The organism is Wolbachia endosymbiont of Oryzaephilus surinamensis (genome assembly GCF_025617515.1).
Classification (GTDB): Bacteria; Pseudomonadota; Alphaproteobacteria; order Rickettsiales; family Anaplasmataceae; genus Wolbachia.
On the sequence record NZ_CP092526.1, the window covers coordinates 311,337 to 325,479 of the forward strand.

The 14,143-nt window shown below is 35.4% G+C and carries 4 protein-coding genes; 2 read left to right on the top strand and 2 right to left on the bottom strand.

Features of this window, described 5'->3' with window-relative positions; translation table 11 throughout:
• The first annotated feature begins 418 nt into the window (after positions 1-418).
• Entirely contained in the window at positions 419-1,666 is a 1,248-nt protein-coding gene (locus tag MJ631_RS01385) for a hypothetical protein (protein WP_262986536.1), read from the top strand.
• 185 nt (positions 1,667-1,851) lie between these two features.
• Positions 1,852-11,250: an ankyrin repeat domain-containing protein gene (locus MJ631_RS01390; protein WP_262986537.1), complete on the top strand. Its 9,399-nt coding sequence runs from the start codon at positions 1,852-1,854 to the stop codon at positions 11,248-11,250.
• Here MJ631_RS01390 and MJ631_RS01395 read toward each other — a convergent pair.
• The gene (locus MJ631_RS01395) at positions 11,234-11,995 is read right to left on the bottom strand and encodes an Rpn family recombination-promoting nuclease/putative transposase (RefSeq protein WP_262986538.1); all 762 of its coding nucleotides are present in this window, start codon (positions 11,993-11,995) and stop codon (positions 11,234-11,236) included. The genes MJ631_RS01390 and MJ631_RS01395 overlap by 17 nt on opposite strands.
• Positions 11,992-13,539: a group II intron reverse transcriptase/maturase gene (gene ltrA, locus MJ631_RS01400; RefSeq protein WP_019236826.1), complete on the bottom strand. Its 1,548-nt coding sequence runs from the start codon at positions 13,537-13,539 to the stop codon at positions 11,992-11,994. Before ltrA ends, MJ631_RS01395 begins: the two co-directional genes overlap by 4 nt.
• Positions 13,540-14,143: the final 604 nt, after the last annotated feature.

Sequence of the window (14,143 nt, forward strand, 5' to 3'; positions counted from 1 at the left end):
GGCTAATATAGTTGGTTTTAGCGTACAATGAAATTACCATATAAAAAAGTTCGCACGGATCTAGCGGTAGACCAACCCATCCCAAAACAAACTCTTCTCTCATTAGCTGGTTTTGAGTTCTGGAAATGGTTATCTTACTTAAGATCTTAATAATACATTCTGCTAAATTAATACTAGTTTATTTTAGAATAATAACTAAGGTAGACTTATAAAAAACAGAATTTAAAATAAACAAAACGTCATGTATCTCTCATATTAAGAGGCTTTTGTTGAGAGTTATTCAAGTCTAAAAAAATTTTTCAAATTGAGGATTGACAAAACTTAGAAAAGGGATATCTTACTCGAAATGGTATCAAGTTACTATAGTGTATGTTAGACGTAACAGTTTCCATGTTTTTCCATTCATAGAGGGGTAATTATGCTGCGTTCAGATATTCCAAAAGTTTTGTTTTCGTCTATTAAAGAGGATGATCCCTATAGAGCATCTAAGCTTTTTCAAATTGAGCGCTGGTGTTATGCAAATTGGGACTTGCACAAAAGGGGTGGTAAAAAGAGGCACAATTTTCTTTCACAAGTGCTATCTAATGAGGATTGTTGGAAGAAAGTAGACAATTTACATAAAGTTAAACTTGATAGGCAGGTGATAGGTAAAAAGCTGATAATGCCAGGCAGTCCCTTTAGTAACCCTAGCTATGAAATTGCCTGTAGGTGCTGCTTAGAGGAAGATATTATTGCTTTATTTGAGGAAAGAAAAAAAAGATTATCAGCTCAAGGTAAAAGTAGTCTGTTGGAGTATGGTCACTTAGTTAAATCTTTAACAAGCGACCTTTTAACAGGTTTTTGGTCACATTTTGTTAGCGGTTACATCTCTAAACTAAATCTAGATGGTCGTCATCCATATGAATATGGACTTAAATGTGCTATAGATTTGAAACAAGCGGAAGCAGTAGAATTCTTCTGGAATAAAATAAAGTCATTACCTGAAGATGAAATGGGCTCACAGAAAAAGGATGAGATCTTCATGAAGACAGCAGTGTATGCAGCAGGTAGTCGTTGTAATAGTTATCCTGAAATATTCGAATTTTGTTTTAGTCAAATAAATCCTGATAAATATACAGAACTTCTAAAAAGAGATTTAGCTGAAAATGGTTATTATGGTAGTCTAAACACGCTACAGGGTGCACTTCGCTTTGATCAATTTCAAGCATTGTTTGACTATTTGAAACCAAGTAATGTTTCAGAAGATAAATATCTTGTCTGGCTACACTATATAAAAACAGAGAACAGCTCATATTATGCTGGTGAAGGTGCAAAGCTTTTTATGCATATGTGGAGAAAGGAGGGATTTGATAGCCATCGTACTTATGTGCTGAAGGAAGAAGTTTCTAATAGATCTTGCTTTCTTGTTACAAGTTTATTAGTACCTTGGGTAAATCAAAGTTACATGGAACCGGTATGGGCAATATTAGATAAGGCTAATCCTGATCAAATCAAAGAATTTATGGATTCTAGACAAGCGGAGTATATACGATCTGTATTAGAGAAAAGAGATATTGATTCATTAAATAAATTTTTATCATACGGTAAGTCTACAGCTGAAGAGCTTACTAGCTTAACTGAGGTTAAATTAAGTAAAGCATGTGAGCAATTAGGGTTGGGTAATTAAGAGGTATTATGAGGCAATTCTATAAAACAGGTGGTGGTTTCTTGTTACTACTTTAGCTTGTTTAGTTTTCGTCAAAAAGATATTGCATTATAATACACATATTATATATAAATTAGTATATAGATAAAAACAGCTTATATTAATTAGGCTTGATATAGTGAGTTTAATATAATGAAGGGGGTTTTATGTTCAAGATACAGTATCCAATAGATCATCTAAAAAAAGGAGGCATTAATTCAAAAATTACCGAATCATCGGGTAAAATACAATATATAGAGCAAGCTAAAGAATTTTCTCAACTTAAGCGTTATCGTAGATCTGATGTTGATTCCGAAAGTGGAAGTCAGGTTAAGAGAATCGATGTTCCAGGAGATGGTAGTTGCTTGTTTTGGTCTGTTACTATGGCTTACTTAATACCTGTCAGAAACGACGATGATTTATTTCGACAAAGGTATGAAGTACTATTTGGAAATGAAGGAGCTGTAATTCAAAATTTAGATCTTATTAGGAATTTGGTAAGGAATTTAAGTACTGCCAATTATGATGATACATTTGCAAACTTAGTAAGAAATGTGTTTCGCAACCGAGTAGTTGATTATATACGTGATCATGAAAATGAGTTCAGAGATTTTGTTGAAGGTAATTTTGATAATTACTTAGAGAACATGCGGAAACCTAATGCTTGGGGAGGTGAACCTGAAATAAAAGCAATGAGTGAAATGCTCAGAGCAAGGATTAGTGTTTCTGGTGCAACTGAAAGTCGATATGAAAATGGAAATACTCAAATACAGTTATTTCATGTTGGCGCACCAGGTAAACGAAATCATTATAACTTTGGTCTTGAGAGAGGTAATGTTGATAATGATGTAGAGCTTGCGAAAGGTTTAAAAAAAGTCATGGGTAAAGGAAGACCACAAGATTTTGAATTAATACAGTTATTAATAGAGGAAGCAGGTAAAGGAGTTGGTATAAGCCGGCAAGATGAGGACTTTAAATCTTTTGAACCGAGATTTCAGTCATTTGTGGATCAGGTTCCATCTTATTTACACTCTGTAGAAAAAGCAGGATTTTTTACGCACTTCTTCTTAGGAAGCTTTTCTACTTTGCTGGATACAGGGATTGCAGAAAAGTTAAATATTAAAAAGATTTATTTTAGTTTTGATACCTCGAAAACTTTAAAAGTAGCTATTGTCAAAAATGGTCAAATTGGAAATGCTGAAGACGCTATTAATAATATAGATTTATTTTCCATTTCAGAAGGTAAGCGTGGCCATCAGTTTACTGTTAATGAGTTGGAGAGCATATTAAGAAATAATATAGATAGGAGTAAGATTAGAGATCGGAACGTTGAGCAAAATATTAAGAATGAAATTCAAGATAGAATAAAATCCAGATTAGTACAGATCTACAAAGGAAAGGATGGAATTTTTGTTAATATGGAAGTTAAAGAGATACTTGATTCCCCTGCTGGTAAAGAATTTCATGAAGTAGAGAAAGGAATATGGAATAATCCCGAAGGTGATATAGCGAAGCTATCTGATTCTGATGCGCAAACAGTTAGCAGGTCTTTAAAAAAAGTTCTTGAAAAAATTAATAACGTTCATTCTGAATATGTAGAATCAGTAGTCTATGATAATAGTGCACGTGAAGCAGCACATCATGGATTTATGGTAGGCGTTTTCATGAATTTCCACTATAGGTATAATCTTAGAGTTTATCCAGAGCAATTTGCAGGAAGGGGTTATGCAGATATTATCCTGCTAGCTCGTGGTCCTGATCGTGCATTAAACTCTATTCCCATTATTATTGAATTAAAAGCAGGGGCAGGTCCTAATGCCACTCCAGATAAGGCTTTGCAACAAGCAGAGAGGTATGCACAAGGCTTCCAACCAAATGTTATGCGGGTTTTAACCACTGCGGACGAAATTTTATGTGTTGGTGTCAATCTTGATAGTTCATCTCCTATTTCTAATATCGGAGGGTCGAGCCGTGAGGGGAGAGTAATTCCTCTTTTTCAAGATATATTAAAGTCTGCTGATGATTGGGATACGCAAGAAATCTACACAAATGCGCTAAAAAAACGAATAAAAAATAATATGGAACGTATCTATCACACGTTTCCTGGTACACCGGAAAAGGGAGATAATCATTATTTTAGTAGGTTTTTACTAGGGCAATTGTTATTATTAAGTGAAGATTCAGGAACAAGTTTAAAAAAATACATTTTTATCTATGGAGGCAATATACCTACTGAAGTGCATCCTAATCTTCGTAGGCTTAGACGTCCAGCAGCTGAAAGAGCCAGAGAAAGACTATCGGCTAATCTTGATGCAAGCCATGCAGTTGTAACAATGGTGCTTATTCCAGAAAATACAGAGAAATTGGTTTATGTGATAAATATTATTGAAGCTAACAGAAAAGATGTTCTGAACATGCTAAATGAAGTGCTCCCTCTTGATAGATTAAATAGAGAAATAGGGAATAGGGAAATAGTTGAATTAAATCTTAATTTTGACACTAGATACAAGTCAGATTTTAAAAGATATCTTACTATTTGGGCTGAAAAATACAATTCTTTACAAGAGTACAACAACGGAGATAATAGATTTCAAGGTACTTTCAAAGAAGTTCCTTATCCTAATGAGTTAAAAGAAACATTCGATAGAGCATTAGATATTCAATCTTTATCAATAGGAGGATATAGTAGATTATTAGAAAAAATTGGAGAAGGAATATTCCCTTTTAAGAGCCTCGTTAATAAAGAAGCTCATTTCCAGGGAATATTGAATGGAGTATTTAGTTATTATAGCGACCTAAAATTACAAGAATCACCAGAAACTAGAGCATTAGTTTTAACTGAGTTTCAAACTGGTAGAGGGGAACGCATTGATATGCTAGTTCATGGTATTAAGTTTGTAGCTCAAGGTGGAAATGCTGAGGAGTACACTCCAATAGGATTAGAACTTAAGACATCAAGGCAGGGCAAAGGAGCTAAAGCTTTATTGAGGGAAGCAAATGATCAAATAAATGAAGAGTATAAAGAGGGCGTTACCTATAAAACACTCACAGATGGTGATGAGGTGAAATTTATCGGTGTTGTTTTCGATAAAGGATCTAATAATCCAAATAAACTTATTTTAACAAGTAGGACAGCTAAGGAAGGATTTATTCCTGTTGGTGTAGTTCATAGTTCAGTTCATATGTTACCTACTGTAGGGCAGTGTTCTAAAGGAGAAAAAAGAGAACCTTCATCACCAGAGTATCCACCAAGTAAAAAACCAAGAAGAGAAAGAAGTGTAAATATGGCCTGCAAGGATTCGTTTGATGAAGAAGAGATTACAGAAGAGGAAAAAGAACAACGTATCAAAGAGTTGTTTAATGCTGACAAGGTAGCAGAAAGAGTAAAGAATATTGAGTTTTATGATCAGCTTTTCAAGGTTTCTGAGCGAATATCTAGAGGTGAAACTATAGACCAAAATGTTGAAGAAGCATTTATCGCAAAAGTTAAAAATATAGATCTAAGTTCAATAGATCCAGAGATTAGGGATATTGTGAAGGAGATGAAGGACAACATAGAAAATAAAGAAGAAATGAAAAATATCCTGAGAAGGTCTGGAGTAGCAGAAAAAATAGGGAAAGTAGCAGAAGGTGCAGGTCTTGCCTTTACGGTATTTTTAGTTGGTAAACATATAGCAAATGGAGATGTAGAAGGGCTAGGTTATGATGCATTAAATCTCTGGGTAATGCCAAAGATTGGTGAAAAAATCTCTGGAAAAATGTTAGAGTTAGGAACAAAGCTTGATTCTCAGATGCTAAAGGGATTTGCTCCAGTTATGGGACGTGCTATAGGTAACTTTGCAGCATTTTTAGGGTTAGCGGAGTCGATAAAAGCAAGGGAAAATGCAACAGATCCTGTAGATGTAAAGATTGCTGACCTAAACATCGCAACTAATTCCATTTTTATAGCTGCAGATGTACCTGCAGTTGTTACTGAAACAATGTCGGCTATAGGTATGGAAGCTGGAGTAATAGGAGAATTTGCCGGTCCGGTTGGAGCTGCTATTTCAGTTGCTGTTATTATCATATCACAATTTGTAGAAGCAGAGCTTGAAGTAGAAAAGTTAACAGAACAAATGAGTCTTACAGATCAGGAAAAGCATGATCTTTATTGGGATTTCTTTCTTAGTAAAAAACTACCAGATTATATAGGAAATGATCTGCAAGCAGAAGAAATATATAAACAGTATATATCAAAGATCTTAGATCAATTTAAGGGTAGTTATGATAAAATAGCCATATCATTACCTTCTATACTTCTTACAGAAGAAAAATACCTTGATGGGTCTATTTTCAGGAGAAAAAGAGAGGTGATGCAATCAGATGATGCTTCTGCGTATTTGGGAATAACTCCTTGTTTCCGTCACACAAGAATAGTTGATAATAAATTTGATTTTCGATTGATAACACGTGTTTCAGATATCTCTCTCAATGTAAAGAGTGGTAACAACCATATTAGCAGGCTTCTTCCAAGTACAATGAAAAATTATAGTGCTATTTGTGGTCCTAAAGGGGATAATGTTGATCTAACAGTGATAAGTGAAAAAACCTTACAAAGAGTAGAAGGTGTGGCACAATGCGGTTACAGATCAGAGTATGAGAATATGGTATTGTCTACAACAGTGAAAAAAGTTTCTTTAAAAGAGTATCTGCCTGGTTGCCAGAATGCAATTATGTATAGTAAAAGCAGTTCTTCTAGGCTGCCTGCAAATATGTTGTTTTACATACCTAATAATGATGCTTTTATAAATGTGACTTCTAATTATACTATTGATGTTATTTTTAATGGTAAGAATATACTACTTAATAGTTATGGAATCGATAATCAGGGGTCTAGTGTACAGAACAGGTATTATTTTACAGATCAGTTAAGTAATTGTGATATTCATAAACAAGGAACAAATTTCTTCTACATAGCAAAGGATAATTTTGTATGTAATTTAGGTGGATCTTCTACTGGACAAAATAATATAGTTGTAACACGAGGTAATTTTGCAGATTCAGAGAATATACACTCTGTCATTGGAAGTAGCAAAGCTAATCATATAGAAGTTTCTCATGCAGGTTATGTAGACGGTAAAGGTGGAAATGATGTAATAACAGCAAAAAACTTTACTACAATAAAAGGTTATTTTGGTGACTCTATTCGTGGAAAAGGGTTGGTGTTATTGCCAATAAATTTTAGTGATATAGGTAGTATGACTCATGCTAATAATATAACAAATATCTACAATAAAAGTGGAGCTTTTATAAGTGTAGATAAACAAACATCAGTAAAAACAGCAGATGGTTTGTTTGTAACTCCAACAAAAGTAGACATTAATACTGATAGAGTAACAAATGTGCACATAACAAAATTAGATAATAAGTTGGATAATCTGCAAAAAATGGACAATTCAAACTTTAATATTACAAAGCAATTATTAAACACTAATTATCATGGTGTTGTAGGTAGTTCTAGTAATCATATTTTTTACCCTGATGAGGATCACCATAATTTTTACTGGAAAGCTCCAAGTAATATAAGCCATCTTTATCTTTTCGATAACAGAAACGCTAATATTATGATTGCTCAAGCAAATGGTATATTAGATTTTAGTCTACTAAATAGTACGTTAAATGATATGCCATTTATAGAAGATAATAAAGGAGAAATAAAGATTAACAAAAATGGCCTAAATATAACCCTGCTATCAAATTATAAAGATGTTACAGTTACATTTAATGGGGAAGAATATTACAAACTTCAGAATGGAGAATTAGAGCGAGATTATTGCTCTCATAGCTTAAAAGTAGATGGAAGATTTAGTGTTAATGGTACTAACCTTTTAAATCATCATAATTGTTTCACATTTGACTCAGAAAAAGTTCTTTTTTTGAAGCTAAATAATGATTTGCTATTGTTATCAGATAGAGGAGCATTATCAATATCGGATTACTATTCTTCTGTTCATAAAAACTGGGATTTATCCATAGAGTTGAGCGACAAAATTATGGAACCAGAAGAATTTGGAGAAAGAGCTGATGAATTTAGTTCTTTCAGATATTATAAGCCAGATGAGCAAGGGTTACAGATTTATCATAATCAACCTGTTAACAAGAATGATATTGGTTTAGTTGATTTGAAAGATAAGTCTATATTAGATTTCAATATGAGAGTTATAAATGATACCTTATTGCTATCACATAAAAATAACACTCTTGTAAAAGTAGAGAACTGGAATACTTATCAACCGGCAAGAGAAATGATGTTTGCTTTTAATGATGCAATAGTTTCTAACTCAAAGTGTATAGCTTCTATTTGTAACTCAGAAGATGTTATAGTGGAATTTAATAAGGAAAAATTAGTTTTATCGACTGAGCAGCTGTTTAATGCTGTAAGGCAAAATAATCTTGATAAAGTGAGGGAGCTTATCAATCAAGGTGCTAGCATTAATGCTCAAGAGGTAGGTATTTATGGTAAAAAACCTATACATATTGCCGCTGAGAACAATAATAAAAACATTATAGAGTTTCTCTTGAGCAGGGGAGTAAGCATCGACGATACTGAAAGGGTAGGTAATACACCACTACACTATGCTGCATGGAGAGGAGGTTTAGAGGCTGCTGAGTTTCTTGTTGACAGAGGGGCTAGTATTAACGCTGCAGACAACTCTGGTAAAAAACCTGTACATGTTGCTGCTGAAAACAATAATAAAAATGTTATAGAGTTTCTTCTCAGCAAGGGAGTCAGTGTTGATGAGATTGATAAAAATGGTTGGACACCGTTACACTACACTGCTAGATTTAGTCAATTAGAGGCTGCTCAACTCCTCGTTGACAAAGGAGCTAATATTAATGCTCAAAATGTTTATGGCAGAGAGCCTATCCACATTGCTGCTGAGCACGATAATAAAAACATTATAGAACTTCTTCTCAATAAAGGGGTAAGCGTTAATGAGGTTGACAAAGACGGCTGGACGCCACTACATTGGGCTTCTTGGAGTGGCCATCTGGATGTAGTAGAGTACCTTATACGTAAAGGTGCCAATATTAATGCTGCAGATAACTCTGGTAAAAGACCTGTGCATGTTGCTGCTGAGAGCAATAATAAAAATATTATAGAGTTTCTTCTCAGCAAAGGAGAAAATGTTAATGATTGTGGTGATGATTATTGGAGACCTCTACACTATGCTGCTAAAGCTGGAAGCTTAGAGGCTGCTAAGTTCCTTGTAGAGAATGGTGCTGGCTTCTATTCTAAGAAATATGAGACTACAGATGGTCAGGCTCCTATACATATTGCTGCTTATTATGGTCATAAAAGTATTGTAAAGTTTTTTGTTGTCGAGAAGGGAGTAGACATTAATTGGGAGGATAGTTACAGATCTCATGGAAATTGGTGGACACCATTACATTGGGCTTCCAAAGGTGGTCATCTTGATGTAGTAGAATACCTTGTAAGCTTAGGAGCTAATATCGATGCTCAAGACTGGTATCGTAAAACACCTATAGACATTGCTAGAGGTGCAGAACATACAGATATCGTTCAATATTTGGAAGAAAGAAGTAGAGATTATGCCCGTGGTAAAAAAGCTATGCATTTTGCTGCTGAAAATAATGATATGGAAAATCTACGTTTTCTTGTTAGAAAAGGAGAAAATGTTAATGATTGTGGTGATGATTATTGGAGACCTCTACACTATGCTGCTAAAGCTGGAAGCTTAGAGGCTGCTGAGTTCCTTGTAGAGAAAGGTGCTGGCTTCTATTCTAAGAAATATGAGACTACAGATGGTCAGGCTCCTATACATATTGCTGCTTATTATGGTCATAAAAGTATTGTAAAGTTTTTTGTTGTCGAGAAGGGAGTAGACATTAATTGGGAGGATAGTTACAGATCTCATGGAAATTGGTGGACACCATTACATTGGGCTTCCAAAGGTGGTCATCTTGATGTAGTAGAATACCTTGTAAGCTTAGGAGCTAATATCGATGCTCAAGACTGGTATCGTAAAACACCTATAGACATTGCTAGAGGTGCAGAACATACAGATATCGTTCAATATTTGGAAGAAAGAAGTAGAGATTATGCCCGTGGTAAAAAAGCTATGCATTTTGCTGCTGAAAATAATGATATGGAAAATCTACGTTTTCTTGTTAGAAAAGGAGAAAATGTTAATGATTGTGGTGATGATTATTGGAGACCTCTACACTATGCTGCTAAAGCTGGAAGCTTAGAGGCTGCTGAGTTCCTTGTAGAGAAAGGTGCTGGCTTCTATTCTAAGAAATATGAGACTACAGATGGTCAGGCTCCTATACATATTGCTGCTTTTCATGGTCATAAAAATATTGTAAAATTTTTTGTTGTCGAGAAAGGAGTGGATGTTAATTGGGAAGATGGTTACAGATCTCATGGGAATTGGTGGACACCATTACATTGGGCTTCCAAGGGTGGTCGTCTCGATGTAGTAGAATACCTTGTAAGCTTAGGAGCTAATATCAATGCTCAAGACTGGTATCGTAAAACACCTTTAGACATTGCTATCGATCAAAAACATGATAATGTTGTAGGATATTTAAAAGAAATCAAGGAAGAAAGAGAAAAACCTGTACAACGTAACCGCCGTTATTTGCTAAGTCAATCCTTAGATTCGAGTGGTCAACCTGAGATAGCAGCAAGTAGTGGCACAAGACCATCTTCATGGATAAATGGTTTGTTTGGGTGGGTAAAAGGTTCTGTAGGTGGTTTTAGAGCTGCTTTATCTGAGGAAGCATCAAATACTGCAAGTTCAATACCACAAGTTGATGAGCAATTTGCCAAAGCTTCGGTAAGTAGTAGTAGTTCAACAAGTACCACACTACCATCTGATGGTACAGATAAAAAACAAGAAAATGGAGGTTTCTTTCGAGACAACATCGATTATGTAAATGCAAATATAAAACAAATGCGTGAAAGGCAAACACCTGTTAAATTTAAACCTAGTAGCGGAAATATAATACTAGAAATGGGAGATCACTATCTATCACAGGTTGATTTTAATGGTACAATAATGTTACTTGATTTATTAATTAGAAAAGTTACAGGTCAAAAGTATATTTCTACAGCAGATCAGTCTATATCTCCACTAGAAGCACAGGGCTATGCGCTCAATATTACAAAGGGATTTGAGAAAGTAGTAGAGCAAGCTGGATTGAAAAGTGGTGTATCAATGCACCTGTTAAATATTGATTATATGGGAATGCAGAAAGAGATTACTAGAAAAGTCATGAGTGGTAAATTTAATGAGATTTCAGGGATTTTAAGCTCATATATAGAGAAGGCATGTCCTAGTAGAGAAGCTGGTAAATTAAGTCCGAAGAAATTTGACAAGTTTATGATTGAATTTAATAAGGGGCTAGATGTAACATTAAATCAATCAATAGAGCACAACAGAGATGGTAGATTAGAAGTTGATGATGCAAAGCAAATGAATTTAGAGCCTCAAAGTTATTTAAGTAATGCTTCAGTTCAAGGCCATTTGACTCGGGATAAGGTTAAATTAATTTCTTAATCTCATCGAAAGAAAGGCCAGTGATTTCAGCGATAACATCAATAGAGACACCGGCCTTAAGTGAGTTTTTTGCAACTTCAATTTTACCTTCAATTTTACCTTTTTGATGGCCGATTTGGATGCCTTCATGTTTAGCATCATCGAGCTTTTGAGCAAGGACAGCCTGTTCATCACGAATACGTTTGATCTCTTGTTCGTAGGCTATAAATTCTTTTTCTGACCAGTTGAACCTATTTAGTTCTTCATATGCTCTTTCAATTATTAGATCACTTCCTATTATTCTCTCTAGCTCTTCTTCACTAGTTTCATCTGCATATCTAAAGAAGTAGACCCATTTTTCAACTATACTTGAAAGCTGATCTTCTTTGGTTTTTGGAAATTTAGGTAACTCAATAAATATAAAGTAAAAATCTTTTAGATCATGCTCATTAGTATCTTCATCGCGAATAGTATGCTTTGATTTGTACTCAGACTTATCAGGAAATAAAATACAGTCTGCTATAGCAATAAAGATAATTTCCTTAAGGTCATGATATTGATCGCCTTTATCAGCCTGTCTTGAATAGGCTTTAGCAGCATAGTATTGAGCACGTTTTTCAAAGCCCTTAGTTTTAGCGACCTGGTCAGGTAAGGAAGCAGTATTACTACTACCCCCTCCCTTAGAAACGCAGCATGCAGGTTTCCCCACACTACGCTTGAGCCCCTTATCTAAGTTCTTCTTTTCTAGAACCGGCTTGTCCTTCATGATTCCTCAGGAAACATCATTCTTAATGGTGACACCAACAGTAGAGAACCTTCTCTTGAAAAGGAGCTTGCTAACATTCTTGTTCGTTTCACTCTCTCATCAAAATACTTTTTCCATTTTAAGTCAAGGGGATTTGCATCCGCTCTGATTTTAACATGTCGTCTGATAGGTATATCAATCAGCTTAAGCAGTCTTAAATACCGTATCTCTTTTGGTTTGTTCTTGCATATGGGTGCAGCAAAAACCCATTGGCGTTGACCCATTACTTTGAAGTAACGATTCTTTATCCAACGTAATCCTTTACGAGGATGTCTTTTCTTTGCCCATTTCCATAAACTATGCCAAATTTCATTGTCGATCTTTCTAAACGCTTTTTTAGCACACACATGGTGATAGTAATTTCCCCATCCTCTCAGTAGAGAGTTGAGTGACTTAATTACTATAGCCTGAGTGTTCGCTATATTTGCTTTTATCAATGTACGTGCTTTATTAAGAAGTCTTTTAATACTTTCTTTCGAAGGTTTAATAATTAACTTCTTATTATATCTACGTACATTACAACCAAGAAAGTCAAACCCTGTTGTAATAGATGTAATCTTTGTCTTCTCTTCTGACAGAATTAAACCTCGCTCATGAAGAAAAGATGATACTAAAGGCTTAACTTCCTTTTCCAGTACTTCATGTGTGAAACCTGAAATAATAAAGTCGTCTGCGTACCTGATTACATTCACTCCACTTCTGATTTTTCCTCTTCTTTTGCTACCTAATTTACCAAAGCGACTTTCTAATAACTGTTCAAGACCATCTAAGGTAAAGTTAGCTAGTATTGGAGAAATTATACTTCCTTGCGGAGTGCCAGCAGTTGTGGGATACAGAGTTTTCGATTCTAGGAAACCAGCTTTTAACCATCTATGAAGAATTTTCTTTTCCATAGGAATATGCTTCATAAGCCATTCATGGTTAATGTTGTCAAAGCACCCTTTGATATCACCTTCTAGTATCCATTGTGGTCGATTGCGTCTTGCCAGTAATAAGTGACAAGCAGCAATAGCATCCGCGCAGGATCTTTTAGGTCTAAAGCCATAGGAGTGACGATCACTGATCGTTTCAGCTATCGGTTCCAGAGCAAACAGATATAATGCTTGCATCGCTCTATCTTTTATCGTGGGTATACCGAGAGGCCTTCTTTTGCCATTAGATTTACTGATATAAATTCGTTTGAGCGGAGAAGGTTTATATCCTCTTTGTTTTAACAGCTTTATTCCTTGAAATTTAGCATTGCAAGTTGACCATAGTTGACGATCTACACCTGCTGTGGTTTTTCCTTGGTTTTCAGTTACTCTCTTAACAGCCAAAGCTTTTCCGCTAAAAGAGCGTGTGAGAAGATGTTGTAAAGCTTTTACCTTACCCCATCTTCCTTCTTGGACAGCCTTAACAATACGTCTTTGTAGCCTCACAATAACTTTCTGGCATTTCTTCCATGGCAATTGCTTCCATGCTTCAAAGCTTTCGGTAGATGCACTTACAGGTTTACTTGTAATCATCTGCTTTCCTACCTTAAGTGGTTAACAAAGTTTCTTGTCACGAGGGACCAAATGGAAGTCTGCTCGTTTTCACGCGAATTAATGTTACAAATTCTATCCATTTCGTTACAAAATGGCATTCGCTTTCTCCATTCTCCTTTACCTGCACTTCCATCAGCATTCCTTGCGGTTTGCTTGCCATGTAGGCGAAAATACAGGCTTACCCTGTTTCTCCAGTCATACAACAGTGGGTTAGGTGGCTTCTCTATACCGGTGGAGTTATTATTTGCGTACATCTAGAAATGAAAAATGTAACTTATCCACATTACCTTTTGGTCAGAGCTTATCAGCATCTTTAGCTCTTTCATCGTATCGGTACTTATAAAGCTTCACTTACGTTCACCATACCACTAGCCTAGCCCTCCAACCACATGATGCTTGCAGTTTATGCCCCTCTCACGATTGAGCATCTTCTTTTTCAAGAGGAGGTTCATTGTCCGCATCGCTTGGCACCAACCGGTTGCCCGATTCGCACTGATGCGTAGACTCAGACGGCAAAACATCTGGTTTAATAAGTTTTAGAATCCTTTCAGTTTCTTTCTGAATGAATTCCTCTCCTTTTAAA